General features: G+C 62.7%; 14 protein-coding genes. 9 read left to right on the forward strand and 5 right to left on the reverse strand.

From position 1 onward, the window contains the following. The first annotated feature begins 346 nt into the window (after positions 1 to 346). Positions 347 to 2041, forward strand: coding sequence for a diguanylate cyclase domain-containing protein (locus KXR83_RS02180; protein ID WP_437423385.1), 1695 nt, complete (start codon positions 347 to 349; stop codon positions 2039 to 2041). 29 nt (positions 2042 to 2070) lie between these two features. Here the strand turns inward: KXR83_RS02180 and KXR83_RS02185 are convergent, their stop codons facing one another. From KXR83_RS02185 to KXR83_RS02195, 3 genes are all read right to left on the reverse strand, one after another. After that, the gene (locus KXR83_RS02185; protein ID WP_437423386.1) at positions 2071 to 3147 is read right to left on the reverse strand and encodes an NAD(P)H-dependent amine dehydrogenase family protein; all 1077 of its coding nucleotides are present in this window, start codon (positions 3145 to 3147) and stop codon (positions 2071 to 2073) included. Between the two features lie 65 nt (positions 3148 to 3212). Beyond that, entirely contained in the window at positions 3213 to 3953 is a 741-nt protein-coding gene (locus KXR83_RS02190; RefSeq protein ID WP_437423387.1) for a glucose 1-dehydrogenase, read from the reverse strand. A 101-nt stretch (positions 3954 to 4054) separates the two neighbouring features. Beyond that, entirely contained in the window at positions 4055 to 4423 is a 369-nt protein-coding gene (locus tag KXR83_RS02195) for a PLDc N-terminal domain-containing protein (RefSeq protein ID WP_437423388.1), read from the reverse strand. A 438-nt stretch (positions 4424 to 4861) separates the two neighbouring features. On the opposite strand from KXR83_RS02195, the gene KXR83_RS02200 reads away from it, so the two are divergent. Further along, positions 4862 to 5086, forward strand: coding sequence for a hypothetical protein (locus tag KXR83_RS02200; protein WP_437423389.1), 225 nt, complete (start codon positions 4862 to 4864; stop codon positions 5084 to 5086). Between the two features lie 5 nt (positions 5087 to 5091). On the opposite strand, the gene KXR83_RS02205 is transcribed toward KXR83_RS02200, so the two are convergent. Both KXR83_RS02205 and KXR83_RS02210 read right to left on the reverse strand, forming a co-directional pair. Next, a complete protein-coding gene (locus tag KXR83_RS02205) occupies positions 5092 to 5772 on the reverse strand; it encodes an alpha/beta hydrolase (RefSeq protein WP_437423390.1) in 681 nt (226 codons plus the stop codon). Between the two features lie 52 nt (positions 5773 to 5824). Then, positions 5825 to 7396, reverse strand: coding sequence for an acyl--CoA ligase family protein (locus tag KXR83_RS02210; RefSeq protein ID WP_437423391.1), 1572 nt, complete (start codon positions 7394 to 7396; stop codon positions 5825 to 5827). Between the two features lie 232 nt (positions 7397 to 7628). On the opposite strand from KXR83_RS02210, the gene KXR83_RS02215 reads away from it, so the two are divergent. The 7 genes from KXR83_RS02215 to KXR83_RS02245 all read left to right on the forward strand — a co-directional run bounded on the left by KXR83_RS02215 (position 7629) and on the right by KXR83_RS02245 (position 15783). Beyond that, positions 7629 to 8072 carry a DUF6325 family protein gene (locus KXR83_RS02215; RefSeq protein ID WP_437423392.1) on the forward strand — a complete coding sequence of 148 codons (444 nt, stop codon included), beginning with the start codon at positions 7629 to 7631 and terminating at the stop codon, positions 8070 to 8072. A gap of 15 nt (positions 8073 to 8087) precedes the next feature. After that, on the forward strand, positions 8088 to 8384 hold the full coding sequence (locus KXR83_RS02220; RefSeq protein WP_437423393.1) for an SHOCT domain-containing protein: 297 nt from the start codon (positions 8088 to 8090) through the stop codon (positions 8382 to 8384). A gap of 243 nt (positions 8385 to 8627) precedes the next feature. Continuing rightward, on the forward strand, positions 8628 to 9065 hold the full coding sequence (locus KXR83_RS02225; RefSeq protein ID WP_437423394.1) for a DUF7144 family membrane protein: 438 nt from the start codon (positions 8628 to 8630) through the stop codon (positions 9063 to 9065). Between the two features lie 25 nt (positions 9066 to 9090). Beyond that, positions 9091 to 9936, forward strand: a complete 846-nt coding sequence (ppk2, locus tag KXR83_RS02230) for a polyphosphate kinase 2 (protein WP_437423395.1) — start codon at positions 9091 to 9093, stop codon at positions 9934 to 9936. 28 nt (positions 9937 to 9964) lie between these two features. Further along, complete coding sequence (locus KXR83_RS02235; protein ID WP_437423396.1) at positions 9965 to 12718, forward strand: cation-translocating P-type ATPase; 2754 nt, start codon at positions 9965 to 9967, stop codon at positions 12716 to 12718. Between the two features lie 9 nt (positions 12719 to 12727). Next, the gene (locus tag KXR83_RS02240) at positions 12728 to 14446 is read left to right on the forward strand and encodes a SulP family inorganic anion transporter (protein ID WP_437423397.1); all 1719 of its coding nucleotides are present in this window, start codon (positions 12728 to 12730) and stop codon (positions 14444 to 14446) included. Continuing rightward, positions 14443 to 15783 carry a diacylglycerol/lipid kinase family protein gene (locus KXR83_RS02245; protein WP_437423398.1) on the forward strand — a complete coding sequence of 447 codons (1341 nt, stop codon included), beginning with the start codon at positions 14443 to 14445 and terminating at the stop codon, positions 15781 to 15783. The genes KXR83_RS02240 and KXR83_RS02245 overlap by 4 nt, the downstream gene beginning before the upstream one ends. Positions 15784 to 15815: the final 32 nt, after the last annotated feature.

Consider the following 15815-nt stretch of genomic DNA (forward strand, 5'->3'; position numbering starts at 1 on the left):
CATGTCGCCGCCTCCCGCGGGTGACATCTCTCGAAACCCTACGGAACCCCATCATTCCAAGCCTCATTGTGCGTGGTGCACCGACGTCTCGACAATCTCGTGCGGCGTCCGGTAGCGGTCTGCCAATCCCCGACTTTGTTTTTAGACGGTCGGCTATTTCCTTGAAAAGACGCCAGAACGGAAATGTTTCGACAGGTCTGCAATTCCGTTGGGATCGAGCCGGGTATTTCTTGAAACGGTCACCACGGCGACAGCTCCAAAACAAGCTCGTCCAGGTTGGTGGGTTTTCACAGCACGGTCTCAGTGGTCCCATGCTGTACTTGATGAAGAGGGGGACAGCCGTGCGATGAGCGACAACAACAGAGACGTGGTCACCGGAAAGGCCATCGAGGACGCGTCTGAGCAGCTTGCGTTGCGCGAGCACGAGCACTATCAAAGTCTCGTCGAGCACAACCCCCACCCGATTGCCGTGCACTCCGGCGGCGTCATCGTTTATGTCAACCGCGCGGCCATCGTGGAGATCGGCGCGACTTCGCTCGACGATTTGGTCGGCCGGCCGATAACCGACGTCATGCATCCGGACTCGATCCGCGAAATCACCACGAAGTTGGTCTCACTCACGACGGACGGTGACTTCACCGAGGCGGTCGAGGTCCGAATGGTGCGATTCGATGGCTCGGTCATCGACATGGAGATCGTGTCTGTCCTCACCAAGTGGCGAGGTGCGCTTGCCTACCAGGTCATCTTTCGGGACCTGACGGCCACGAAGGCCGCGGAGCAGGCGATCCGCCATCAAGTCGCGCTGGTGGCCACCGTCAGTGACGCGATCATCGCCACCGATGCCGCAGGAAAAGTTGTCAGCTGGAATCCTGCCGCACAGTCCATCTACGGCTCCACCGCGGTGGACGCGATCGGCTGCCCGGTCGCCGAGGTCTTGGGGGCGCCGGTGAATCTTCGTCGCCGTGCCGGCAAACCCGCCGAAAGCGTTGTGCACTACGCAAAAGACGGCACTCCCAGGATGATGCGTCTGGCTGTCTCGGAAATGGACGGCGGATATGTAGTTGTCTGTTCGGACAACACCGCCCAAATCGAAGCCGAGACCAAGTTCACCTCGGTCGTCAATTCACTTCAAGAGGGCGTGCTGCTCATCTCCCAGGACGGGGTGATCGAGTCTGCGAACCCGGCTGCGCGGCGAGTGTTCGAGAGCGAACAACGCAGGGCCGCAGGCTCCACCGCCGAGCGCATCACCATCGTCGACCTCGATGGCACGCCCATCCCACCGCAGAACTGGCCGTCGCAGATCGTGACAGCCACCCACAAGCCGGTCATCGACGCGATCGTCGGTTTCGACCGCCTCGACGGCAGCAGAGTGTGGTTGTCGTGCAATGGTTTTGTCCTGAGCCCCAACGACCCCGACCACTCGTCGGTGGTGATCTCGTTCACCGACGTCACCGAGAGTCGGGCGCAGGCGGCACGACTCGAGTACGCAGCCGACCACGACATGATGACCGACCTCCCCAACCGTTCGTATGTACTGCGTCGTCTCACCACAATGCTCGAGGGCCGAGCGGCACAGGAAGACTCGGGCGACATCGACGTGGTGATGTACATCGATCTGGATAAACTGAAGAACGTCAACGACTCTCATGGACATCGCGCCGGTGACCGCGCCCTCATCGCGGTGAGCAGGCGGCTGCGTGCGGCGTTGCCCGCACCGCATTTTGTGGGGCGTGTCGGCGGCGACGAGTTCGTCGCTGTGCTGATCGGAGTCGACGAAGAGGACATGGAAGACATCTCCGACGACATCCATCTGCTGCTCCTCGATCCGATCGAGATCAACGGGGAGGAGTTCCGGATGCGCACAAGTGTGGGCATCGTCCGGATCCGCGACGGCGAAAAGCGCACTGCCCAGGACATCATCAGTGATGCAGACACTGCGATGTACCAGGCCAAACTCCGCGGTGGAGGCCATACCGTGGAGCACGACAAGGCGCACCCGAGCCGCGAATTCACGCCGGCTGCAATCAAATTGGTGCGCTGAGCCCGGTCAGGTTCCGGTCTGCGCGGGCGTCAGGCGTGGGCGTACAACCCGCGGCCGGTCACCAGTGGCAGATCAAGCGTGGTGTGGATGCCCGGCGTCGCTGCGATGACTTCAGGGATCGCGTTGACGATACGGCCTGCCGCGGCGACGATCGCGGCATGGTTGTGGTCGCCCTTCTCGCTGGTGGGGCAGATGTCGACGGTGTAGCTGGGTTCGCCGGTGATCTCCACGCGGTACGAACCGCCTTTCTGGGCGGGGCGGGCCCAATCGGGCCGGAGGTCGTCGCGAAGTCGGGTGACGTGTTCGACGACGATGGCCGAGTGACCGTTGACCTTCCCATGGATCTCGAAACGCATGGCCGCGACGGTGCCCTTCTCGATTCGTCCGACAGCGACGTCAAACGAATCCGGCGCGGGTTCGAGCTCGAAGGTCTCGGTGATCTCGTCCACCTCGATGCTGAGACCGGCAGCGAGCTGACGGATCGTTGTGCCCCATGTGAATCCGAGGATGCCGGGCTGGAAGAGGAGTGGGAGTTCGTCGAGCGGTTTGCCGAAACCCATCACGTCGAACATCACGATGGCGCCGTCATAGGTGGCGTAGTCGGCGATCTCCATGACGCGTACCTGCTCGATGCGCTGGCACGTCCCGGCCAGCGCGAGCGGGATGAGGTCGTTGGCGAAACCGGGGTCGACGCCGGTGATGAAAATACTGGCATCACCCTGCTTCGCCGACGCCTCGACCCTGGCTATGTTCTTGTCGGGCAGCAGTTGCCATGGGTACTGCAGGATCACGGGAGACGACCCGACAACGTTCACGCCGGCTTCCAGGATCTTCTGGCAGTCCCTGAGCGCATCACCGGTACGGGTGTCTCCCATCGCGCAGTAGACGACGCAGTCGGGTTCGGTCGCGAGCACCGCGTCGATGTCGCCGACCGCGGTGATCCCGGTGACGACGTCCAGTCCCGCGAGTTCGCCCGCATCGCGGCCGATCTTGGACTCTGTGGAGACGCCGACAGCGGTCAGTTCGTAGTCCGCACTCGTGATGAGTTGGGTCAAAGCCAAACTCCCCACGTTCCCGGTTCCGATATGAGCGACGCGAATCGCCATGGGTGCCTCCTCGTGAAGTGTTGTGCGAGTTGCGATCAGCGTGCGAGTGCTGCCAAGTGTGTGCGCTACATGGATTTGTGCGGCACGTCGGTGACCAACCCGCCGTCCACCACGAACTCGGTACCCGTCGCATACGACGACTCGTCACTTGCCAGGAACAACACAAACGTGGAGACCTCGCTGGAGTTACCCGGGCGGCCGAGGGGGATCGTCACCAGATCGTCAGGGAACTTCTCGGTCATGGGTGTGCGGATCAAGCCCGGATGCAGAGAATTGACCCGGATGTTGTGGGGGGCGAGTTCGAGGGCCACCGACTTCGCAAGTCCGCGGACGGCCCATTTCGTGGCGACATAGCCGTGCGCCCAGGGTGCTCCGCGCAGTCCTTCGATCGACGACACGTTGATGATGGAACCGCCGCCGGCCGCGATCATCGGATCCGTCGAGGCCTGGATACCGTAGAACGTGCCCGTGAGGTTGACGTCGATGATCTTCTGCCACTTGTCGTGCTTGAACGCCTGGATGGAACTGCCGTTGGCGATGCCGGCGTTGTTCACCAGAACGTTGAGTTTGCCGAACTCGCCGACGGCAACACCCACAGCTTCTTGCCACTGGTCGGCCTGAGCCACGTCGAGGTGCACGTAGCGTGCGGCGTCACCGAGCTCATCGGCAAGCGCTGTGCCCTCGTCATCCAAGATGTCGCCGATCACGACCTTGGCGCCCTCGGCGACAAGTAACCGCGCATGCGATGCGCCCATTCCTCGAGCACCGCCGCTGATGATTGCAACTTTTCCGTCCACGCGTCCCATGGGGCGTCACGGTACCTGCAAATCCAGACATGTGTCCAGACCCGTGTCGCGCAGATAGTCCAGCGTGGACGGACGCTGCGGTCGGGGAACGAACGAGGGAGTCAGTCGGCCTCGCGCTCACGTCGACGGCGGTCGAGTTCACCTTGACGTCGTTGCTGTTCCGCGCGCTCGCGGCATCGACGCAAGAACTCCGCATCTGCCTCGGGATCTTGCGGTTCGAATCGTCCCGGAACGTCGTATTCGGGGTAGCCGAGTGCCGAGGCGCGACCTGAACCGCTGACCCGGCCCGAGACGCCAGAGACCGGACGACCAGCGAAGAACCACACGATCGATCCGACCAACGGCAAGATGATCACCAGGAGAAGCCACCCCCAGCGCGGTAGTCCCCGGATTCCGGCAGCGTCGCTGCCGATGATGTCTACCAGTGCGGCGATCATCACCACGAGCACGATCAGACTGAGATATGGCACGCGAACCCCCCACTCGGTGAATCGCAGAAATTGCGACCCTCATTCATATCCCGAGGCACTGGCCACGCGCGTCCCCGGAACAGATGAGTCCGGGCGGGTCGTCAGGAGCTTGAACACGCCGTTCGGCGGCGGGTTGTCACCTGCACATTCAGTTGGGTGCGATCCGTGTTGCACCGATTTATTTACTGACGCTATAAAAATCTATCGGGTTTTGATGCGCTTGTTGTTTGTCGATAAATCCATTCATAGCGGACTATCTTTCTTACAAAGAATCCGGAATCGAGAAATGGGGTGGGTTGAATGAGAAGACTAATTGGTTCACTGGCGTGTGTAGTGGCCTTGGCCGGAGGGTGGGTTGCCGCGGCGCCCGCTACGGCAGCACCGGGGTACACAGATGTGGCGCTGACTTGGGGCACCGGTTTCGGGTGCCCTGTGAACGTGACGAACATTGGGACCGCGGCGGCCTACAACGTCGTTGTTGTACCCACGACGCCGGCGCCAGTCGCTCCTCAATGGGTGGGAACGATCGCGCCAGGTGAGACCAAGACGTTGAACTACGGCGATTGCTACTTCTATGATTTCTCGTGGCCGCAGCGAATCTTCGCGGCGACCACTTCATGGGACATCAACTGGGACAACAACAATTTCACATTAGTCGACTGACGACCTCAGGAAGTGACGCCGCAGGCGCCCGCAACCCGGGACGCCACGTCGGCGGTGACGGCCGCGGTGTCGGGGGCATCCGAGGGCACGTAGTGGTCGGAGGCGGCGTCGTAGGCCGCTCCGGCGATCGAACCGTGATCGACGTCGAGCTCGACGAGTTCGACCGGCCAGTCACTGCGCTGAAGGGTGGCGGCGAAACCTTGGCTGGAGCTGATCGGTACGACGTCGTCGGATCGTCCGTGCAGCAACGTGAACGGCGGTCGTTGACCGGTCGACGTCAGTTGCTCGGGGAGCTTCTCACCTGTGAGCGGATTGGTCGCCGTGAACGCGCCGGCGAGGCACACGGCGTGACGGATACGGACTCCGAGTGCGTCGGCGTCGATGGCGAGTCCGGCCGCCGCGATGCCGCCGAGTGACCACCCGACGATGACAATTCCGTTCGACGACTCGGTCCGGTCCATGGCAACCTGCGCTGATCGGAGGAGATCTGCTCGACCGCCGTCGGCGGCGTGCGAATCCCAGTCCGGAGCAATCACGTTCACCCCGTGTGTAGCGATGCGTTCGGCGAGCGGGCGAACAGCTGCCCGTGCATCGGTCTGCATCCCGTGCCAGAGCAACACGGTGGGATGTGCTGGGTCGCCGAAAAGGTCTGCCTGTCGTCCTGGTGCGTAGTCGATGGTCTCCATGCCCTGAGTCTGCCTGAGGAACGGGCCTCCAGGGAACGTCAACGAACGGATTTCACCTTCCGTGGCCAAGCCGCAGCACGTTCTTCTGTATCTTCCCGGTCGAGGTCTTCGGCAGGTCACTGAACACGATCTCTTTGGGGACCTTGAACCGGGCGAGTCTGGTTCGGACGAACTCGATCAGGTCGGCTGCGGTGAGGTCACGGCCTGTCCGGACGGTGACATAGGCGACCGGCACTTCACCCCAGCGTTCGTCGGGACGGCCGACGACGGCGGACTCCACGACATCCGGATGCGCGTCGAGGACCCGTTCGACCTCGACCGAGGCGATGTTCTCGCCGCCGGAGATGATGACGTCCTTGCTGCGGTCTTTGAGTTCCACATAGCCATCGGGATGCATCACTGCCAGGTCGCCGGTGCGCAGCCACCCGTCGATGGTCGCGGCGCGGGTGGCGTCGGGGTCGCGGTAGTAGCCCAACATCACGTTGTTGCCGCGGACCACCAGCTCCCCGAGCGTCTGGGCGTCAGCGGGCACGTCGTCGCCGACGGGTGAAACGACTCGCACAGGACCGGCGGTGATGTTCCCGATGCCCTGACGCGCCTTCCTCTCGGCCACCTCATCGGGTGTGGCTGCGTCCCACTCGGGCTGCCATTGATTGACGACAATGGGGCCGAAGGTCTCGGTCATCCCGTACAGGTGGGTCACTTCGATGTTGAGCGCGGCCATCCGGGCGAGCAGGGCGGGCGACGGCGGGGCGCCGCCGGTGGACACCTGGATCGGGCTGTCGAGCGGTGAGGCAGAACCATCCTCGGCGATCATCGTCAAGACCGTCGGCGCAGCGCAGAAGTGGGTGATGCCGGTGTCGCGGACCAGGCGCCAGATCTCGGCCGTGTCGATCGCCCGCAGACAGACATGGGTACCGCCTGCCGCGGTGACGGCCCAGGTGAAACACCAACCGTCGCAATGGAACATCGGGAGGGTCCACAGGTAGTTCGACCCCGGGTCGAGACGGGATTGGTAGGCCATCGAAACGGCCTGCAGGTAGGCACCCCGGTGGTGGTACATAACGCCTTTGGGCCGCCCGGTTGTTCCAGAGGTGTAATTGATGGCCAGCAGACCGCGTTCACTGGGTTCGCGCTGTACCGCGCCGGGAGACTGGGAGAGCAACTGTTCGTACTCGTCGTCGGGTCCTCCCGACACGATCGCCCGAATACCAACCGCGGCGGCGACTTTCGCTGCGACGTCGGCGAACTCGGCTGTCGCCACAAGGACCTTCGCTCCACTGTGGTCGAGGATGTACTCGATCTCGGGCGCAGAAAGCCGAATGTTGAGGGGAACCAGAACCGAACCGTGCAGAGGGATGGCACTGTGCAATTCGAGCATCACGTGGCTGTTGGCACACAGTGCCGCCACCCTGTCGCCCTCACCGATCCCCAGTTCCTCGAGCATCCCGGTGAGGGCAAGGGCGCGTCGGTGGTAGTCGGCGTAGGTGAAGGTGAGATCGCCGTCGACGATCGCGGTGCGGTCCGCGAAGGCCTGCGCAGCACGCGTCAGAAATGCCGCCGGGGTCAAGGGGGCGAAGGTGAAGTCGCTCGGATCGGGGTCGGCTGCTCGTATGGCTGGCATCGGTAGTGCTCCCTCATAAGACTCGCGATGGTGCAATCGTATGCTTCGCGCCTCGATCATTCGGTGGCCACCGTCTCGCCATCAACCACCATCGGCCGGACGCCGTTCGACTTACGAATGCAGGGAGAGTCATCCAAAACGGGTGAAGAACGGACATCGCGAGGCTGACAACATCGGCTGTGCGGCCTCGATAGAACCTGACGAGCCCATTCACGACAACGAAAGAGCGCTGATGACCGAGAACGACGGTGAAGACGTGGGCCCGATCGATTACCTCGTCGTCGAATTCCCTGCCGACAGACCACCGGACGGCTCTGCTTTCCCCTTACTTCTCGACTTGATCGAACGCCAGATAATCAGAGTTCTTGATCTGACCTTCGTCCGGAAAGACCTTGATGGGTCTGTGGCCGGGTTGTCGATCGACGAAGTCGGCCTCGACGGAGAACTCGACATCACCCTGTTCGCCGAAGCCAGGACCGGCTTGCTGGAGCACTCTGACCTCGATGAGGCCGCCGCGGCGATGGAGGCCGGCTCGTCTGCAGCGGTGTTGGTGTACGAGAACCGCTGGGCAGCACCGTTTGCGGCCGCGCTGCGTCGTAACGGAGCTCAACTGGTGGCCAGTGGCCGCATTCCGACACAGGCCATCTTGGCCTCCCTCGACGCGCTCGACGCCTGACCAAGGAGCACAACCATGCCAGGACTGCTACGAGGAGTCGCACGCACCGCGGTCATCGCGGGCACGGCGACCTCGGTATCGAATCGGGTGTCGCGGCGCCAGGGGCGTCGCTGGAGCGGGCAGGGGATGCAGCAGCAACCTCCGCAATACGCCGAGCCCCCCCAGGCACCCCAGGCGCCGACCGCGGCCTCGGGAACCCCCACAAGCACGGACCGTATCAACGCGCTGAAAGAACTGGCCGACCTGAAGGCGCAGGGCATCTTGACCGACACCGAGTTCGCGGCCGAAAAAGCAAAAATCCTCTCCACCTGAGGACTGTTGCGGCGGGGTGCTCACGGCGTGATTCCGTCCTCGACGCGCACGACGCCACGTTCTTTCTCGCTGCCGTGAGCACGGTCGATGACAAGTGCGAATACTGGCCTGGTCCTATATCACTGCGCTGGAATAGTTTTCGAAGCCAGCCATCGCCGCATTTTCATCCTGAATGGGTGAAGAACGCGAGGATAGGTCCGCGCAGACTTGCATTGACAGGTTCCCACTTCGATGGAGGAAATGATGACTTCGGCCGAGCGGACTACTGCTACTGAATACGATCGCCACCCGGCGAGACAGGGATTTGCAGCCGGAACCAACTTCGCCGCCGCGACCCTTCTCTTGGTTGTGTCGGTTCTGGGTATCTTCCAGGGCATCTCAGCACTGGCGAACGACGAGATCTTCGTGGCCGGCATCGACTACGTGTACAAGTTCGACCTGACCACCTGGGGTTGGATCGTTTTGATACTCGGCCTGGTCGGCGCAGCGATCGGGTGCGGCATGTACACCGGTGCCTTGTGGGCGCGAGTGGGTGCGATTGTCATCGCGTCTGTGTCCATCATCGTGAACTTTCTGTGGTTGCCCTACTACCCGGTGTGGTCGATTGTGTTGATCGCACTCGACGTCGTAATCATCTGGGCCGTGACCACGTGGAGCCCCGACCGCATGGATCGCCTGTAAGCGACGTCAGACTGCAGGTGGCACCGTGAGCAAGAAGACGAAGCGACAGTCCCGGTCGGCGCTCACCGCGTCGACCGGTGCTGCCGCAGACGTCCCGAAGGCGATGAAGAACAAGGAATACCGTCAACTGATCCGGCCGCTTCACGGGGAACTCGTACAACTTCAAGAATGGGTGAAGGTAACCGGCTCGAGAGTGTGCATCGTGTTCGAAGGCCGGGATACCGCCGGAAAAGGTGGTGTCATCAAAGCGATAACCGAACGGGTCAGCCCGCGCGTCTTCCGGGTGGTGGCACTGACAGCTCCGACCGAGCGTGAAAGGTCGCAGATGTACGTCCAGCGGTATCTGCCTCACCTACCCGCTGCCGGAGAGGTCGTCATCTTCGACCGCAGTTGGTACAACCGGGCCGGCGTCGAAAGGGTGATGGGCTTCTGCACAGAGGAGGAAGCCAAGCATTTCCTGCAGATCATCCCGATGGTCGAGCACGCCATCGTGGAGTCGGGCGTCATCCTCATCAAGTACTGGCTGGAAGTGGATGAGGCTGAACAAACGGCTCGTTTACGCAGCAGGATTGACGATCCACGCAAGATCTGGAAGCTGTCGGACCTCGATCTGGCCTCGTACAGTCGCTGGTACGACTACGCCCGCGCCCGCGACGAGATGTTTCATCTGACCGATACCGGCTGGGCGCCCTGGTTTGTGGCCAACAACGACGACAAGAAGCGCGGACGGTTGAACATCATCACCCATCTGCTGAGCCAAGTTCCGTACGAACACATAGAACGCCCGGACGTCACTTTGCCGGAACGGCAACGACCTCATGGTTATACGGCGCCGACGCAACCGTTGCACTGGATCCCGACACCGTACTGAAGGACTGACCCGGAAGGCGCATCGGCACATGGTTTTCATGAAATCCGCTGGAACAGAAGTCGGTTGGTACGCGCAGGAGGCCGACGCCGTTGTCGCGGCCGCCGAGTCGAACCGCCTGGAGGGTCTCACATCGGGTGAGGCCGATGAACGTCGATCTGAGTTCGGTGCCAACGAGATAGCGTCCGCGCCCGCTCTGTCTCCCTGGGCGATAGCTCTGACGCAATTCAAAGACCTCATGAATCTGATGCTGATAGCGGTGGCGGTGGTCAGCATCGTGATCGGGGAAGTCCCGACCGCGATCGTGGTGGCCGTGCTCGTCGGGCTCAACGTGGTACTGGGGACGCGTCAGGAATTGAAGGCCCGCAACAGTATCGATGCACTTGCGAAGATGCATACGCCACAGGCCCGGGTGATCCGCGACCAGACTCTGTGCAACCTCGACGCTACGGAGCTGGTCCCAGGAGACATCGTTCAACTCGAGGCCGGGGACATCGTGCCGGCCGACGGCCGGCTCCTGACCACAGCCACGCTGGAAACGCAGGAAGCGGCTCTCACGGGGGAGAGTGCACCCGTACCGAAGAACGCTCTGTCCCTCGATGCGTTTGACGTCCCATTGGGCGACCGGACCAACATGGTTTTCCAGAACACGTCGGTGACGCGCGGCACCGCAACCATGATCGTCACCGAAACGGGCATGAACACCGAGATAGGACAGATCGCTTCGATGCTGTCGGCCGTCAGCCCCGGACGGTCACCGCTTCAGCGGGAACTGAACACCCTCACCAAGGTGCTCGGAATCATCGCCTGGTCGGCAGTCGCGCTGATCGTGATCATCGGAGTGGCCCGCGGCCAGAGTCTGACAACGGTCCTGTTGCTCGGCATCTCCATGGGTGTGTCGGCTATACCCACCGGCCTTCCCACGTTTGTCCAAGCGATGCTTGCCTTCGGTGCCCGACAGCTGGCCGCCGTGAACGCCGTTGTCAAGAATCTGACCGACGTCGAGACCCTCGGGGCAACCAGCGCGATCAACTCGGACAAGACCGGTACGTTGACCATGAATCAAATGACGGTCAGAACGCTCTATTTCCACGGCCGTTGGTACACGGTGGAAGGCGAGGGGTACAGCAAGACCGGGAGAATAACTCAGACAGCAGGCGAGGCTCCGTCCGATTTCACCTTGCTTGCATACGGGATGTGCCTCGACAGTGATGCCACCGTCTCCGATGGGGGAGAGGTGGTGGGCGACCCGACCGAGGCCGCGCTGATCGTGCTCGCCGCCAAGATGGGAGTCGACGCCCCTCGCACGCGAATGGCCTATCCGCGTGTAGCCGAAGTGCCTTTCGACTCGTCGTACAAATTCATGGCGACCTTCCATGACCTGCCGGTCGACGGCACCACGCGGTTCGTCGGACTGGTGAAGGGTGGGCCCGATGTGGTGCTGGCGCGATGTGGCAGCGCCGTCGGTGCCGACGGCCGGGAGGTCCCGATCGCCTCGGTCCGCGAGGAGCTTTTCAGGGTGAATCGTGAGTTGTCCGAGAAGGGACTTCGGGTACTGGCCTTCGCCGCACGTCGGCTCGAAGGGCGAAGGGACGAGGTCCGGTCCGATCCGATGTCCTTTGTGAAAAACCTGACCTTCGTCGGAATGGTAGGCATCATCGACCCGTTGCGCCCGGCTGCCGTCGAGGCGGTGCGTACTGCTCACGCGGCCGGCATCGAGGTCAGGATGATCACCGGAGACCACACGATCACCGCGTCCGCGATCGGCGCCGAACTCGGTCTCGGCCCAGGGGCTGTCAGCGGGGCCGAGTTGCAGGCCATGGACGATGAAACACTGGGCGATTCTCTTCCGCGTCTGCACGTTTTCGGCAGGGTCACACCCCAGGACAAGCTGCGTCTGGCAAGCGTGATGCAGCAACGCGGCGCCGTGGTGGCCATGACCGGAGATGCGGTCAATGATGCTGCCGCACTGAAGAAGGCCGACATCGGGGTCGCCATGGGCTCCGGCAGTGAGGTCACCAAACAGGCCGGCAAGATGGTGCTCACCGACGACAACTTCGGGACCTTGATCACCGCCATCCGATTGGGCCGGGACATCTACGAGAAGATCGTCTCGTACATCCGCTACCAGATGGCGAAACTCTTTTCGCTCGTCCTGTTGTTCCTGGCTGCGAGTGTGTTCGACATCAACGACGGGGTCGCGCTCACTCCCCTCATGGTGTTGTTCCAGCATTTCTTCATCACGCTGTTCCCGGTTGCGGTCATCATGCTCGACCCACCCTCTCCCGATCTGATGAGCAGGCGTCCACGAGATCCGCGGCTACCGATTTCGAACCGAAAAGCATTGGTGCAGTGGTTGTTCTACGGAGTTCTGCAGTTCGCCGTCACCCTGGCCGCGATGCTGTTGGCGCCCGGAGACATGAGCACCTCAGAGGCGAGCGTGCCGATGACCACGGCGTTTGTGGTGCTTTCGCTCGGTTCCGTTCTGGCCGGGCTCACCATGCGCCGTGACCCCGAATCAGGGTTTGTGCCACCGATACTGGGTGCGCTGAAGATCCTGTCGGTACCCGTCATCGTCACGGTATGCGCCGTCGAGCTCGGATTCCTGCAGGACTTGCTCATGACGACACCGTTGACGGGCGGACAGTGGTTGGCCTGCCTCGGCTGGGCGTTGATCATCCCGGTGGTCGTGGAGGCCGAGAAATTGATCCGCCGCCGCCGGCACTCGGACCTGTCACCCACCATAACCGTTGCCGCAGCGGTCAATCCCCGTAGCGTTCGCTGAGCACGCATCATGTCGTGGATGGCCGGCCTAGTGCAACTCCCCGGGGTGGTGACTCTCCGAGGATATCGCCGCGGCTGGTTGCGAGCGGACGTGACCTCGGGGCTCGTCCTGACCGCCCTGCTCATCCCGGCGGGAATGGGTTACGCGGAGGCGGCTGGCCTGCCTGCCTATGCAGGCTTGTACGCAACGATTGTGCCGCTTCTCGTGTACGCGCTGGTCGGACCGTCGAAAATCCTTGTGCTCGGCCCGGATTCATCCCTGGCCCCGCTCATCGCCGCGGCGATCATTCCCCTCACCGTCACCGACGACCCCGAAGAAGCGCTGGCCCTTGCCGGCATCCTGGGCGTCCTGGTCGGCGTGATCCTGCTGGTCGGCGGCTATCTCCGGCTCGGATTTGTCACCGAATTGCTGTCGAAACCCATCAGGCTCGGTTACCTGAACGCCATCGCGCTCATCGTCATCGTGGGGCAGCTGCCCAAGTTGCTCGGATTCGACGTCGACGCAGACGGTGTGCTGACCGAGATCAGAGAAATAGTTCGCGCGGTGTTCTCGGGCGACGTCGACCCCGTTGCCGCCGCAGTGGGGTTGTGTTCGCTGGCGGTCATCCTTGCCTTCCGTGTCTGGCTACCGGTGATTCCAGGAGTCCTCGTGGCGGTCGTCGGGGCGATCGTGGTGTCCGCGGTCCTCGGGTTGCAGGACGAAATCGAGATGGTCGGCGCACTACCGCAAGGTCTTCCTCTCCCGTCTTTCGACGGGGTCAGTTGGGCCGACGTGGGTCACCTTGTCGGTCCCGCTGCCGGCATCGCTCTGATCGCATTCGCGGACACGGGTGTGCTGTCGCGCACGTTCGCAGCGCGGCGGGGTGAAGACGTGAACGGCAGCACCGAGATGAAAGCCGTCGGTGCGGCCAACATCGCCGGCGGCTTCCTGGGTGGATTCCCGGTGTCGGCCAGCGGTTCTCGGACGCCGGTGGCCGAACAGAGCGGCGCCAAAACCCAGTTGGCATGTGTGGTGGGTGCGGCGGCGGTGCTGGCCTTCATCCTGCTGGCGCCCGATGTGACTAGCTATCTACCCGACGCGGCCCTCGGCGCCGTTGTCATCGTGGCGGCCACCGCGTTGATCGACGTGGGTGGCATGGTGCGTATGTGGCGCATGAGCTCGGTCGAGTTCAGCCTCGCCGCGGCCGCCTTCCTAGGGGTCGCACTCGTCGGAGTGCTGCAGGGGATTCTGGTGGCCATCGGCTTGTCCTTCGTGGCTGTGGTGGCGCGAGCGTGGCAGCCCTATCGCACCGAACTGGTGCAGACAGCTGATCGCCCTGGCTTCCATGACGTGCAACGTCATCCTGACGGTCAGCGTATTCCGGGACTGATCCTGGTGCGGTTCGATGCCCCGCTCTTCTTTGCCAATGGTGAGATCTTCGACCAGTACGTGCGCACCCTCGTGGCGCAGGCAGCGGAACCTGTCGAGTGGGTTGTGATTGCGGCAGAACCGATCACCGGCCTCGACACCACGGCTGTCGACGAGCTGGTCGACCTCGACACCTACCTGGAGACGAACAACATCCGGTTGGTCTTCGCCGAGATGAAGGGACCCATCAAAGACCGTCTCATCAGGTACGGCCTGAGCGACCGGTTCGACACAACGCATTTCTATCCGACACTCGACAACGCGGTGCAGGCATTCGCCGACCGAACCGGCCATATCAGTGACTTCACGGAGCGACCATGAACAACAAGCGGCACGATGTCATGACGTCCGAGACCAGCGGAAGCCGGTGGTGGGCCCGCGCCGCGTTCTTGTTCGCATTCCTGACCGCAGCGGTTCCACTGTTGTGGGCCGGGCTGACAAGCACAATCGGTGTTCTGCTGGTCAGTGTTGCCGCAGTCGTCGTGACAACAGCAGCGTTGTACTGGGTCCTGTCCAGTCGGGGATTCCTACGGTGGATCTCCACCGCAATCGCAGTGATCGCTCCTCTCGCCGTGCTGATCGTGTTCGTCCGCGCCGAGTTGCTGGCAGCGGTGATGTCGGCCTGCGTGATGGCTCTGCTGACCGTCTTCTGCGCCCGCGCGGCGCTGCACAAACCGTCGTCGGATTCGACACGTAAGACGTCAGCCCCCAAGGCCGAGAAGCCCTTTGTCATCATGAACCCCCATTCCGGCGGTGGGAAAGTGGCGAAGTTCAACCTGCAACGTCAGGCCGAGGAACTCGGTGCCGAGGTTGCTCTGCTCGGGGGGCCGGCCATGGTGGATGTCACCGCCTTGGCGCAGGACGCGATCGACCGTGGCGCCGATCTGCTCGGAGTGGCCGGTGGCGACGGTACCCAGGCTCTCGTCGCCGCTGTGGCCGCCGAGCACAACGTGCCGTTTGTGGTGATCAGCGCGGGGACTCGTAACCACTTCGCCATGGACCTCGGACTCGATCGCGCCGATCCGAGCCGTTCCCTGGATGCCCTGCGCGACGGCGTCGACGTGCCGGTCGATCTTGGGCGTATCAACGGCAGGCCGTTTGTGAACAACGCATCGTTCGGTGTCTACGCCGAGATCGTACGTAGCCCGGCGTATAGGAACGACAAGGCCGGCACGGTGCTCTCGTCCATCCCAGACCTTCTTGCAGAACACACGGGGTCACGGTTGACCGCTCGATTCGGGAACCTGACGGTGACCGGACCCCAAGCAGTGTTGGTGAGCAACAACCCCTACGGCACCGGGGATCTGGCGGGCTTGAGCCGGCGGGCGCGGCTCGACCGAGGCGTCCTGGGCGTGGTGACGTTGTCAGTCGCCAACACTCGACAGGCGGTCGGGTTGCTGCGCCGCGCAAAGGTGCGGGGTCTGACCCAACACACAGCGACCGAGGTCGTCATCGAGGCGAACACCGCCGATGTCCCGGTGGGTGTGGACGGCGAGACGTTGATGCTCACCAGTCCCGTCCGGTGCACGATCGAACCTGGGGCACTTCGCGTGAGATTGCCCCGGAACCTCCCCGCGGTCCGCGCTGCTGAGCCGCCGATGGACTGGGTTCGTCTGAGCCAATTGGCTTGGCGTCGTGGGAGCACGTCGACGGCGTGATCCCTGCTGGGTGTCTGAAAGGGTGAACACCA

Origin of the sequence: Williamsia muralis (genome assembly GCF_051487485.1) — a bacterium.
GTDB classification, from domain to species: domain Bacteria; phylum Actinomycetota; class Actinomycetes; order Mycobacteriales; family Mycobacteriaceae; genus Williamsia; species Williamsia muralis_B.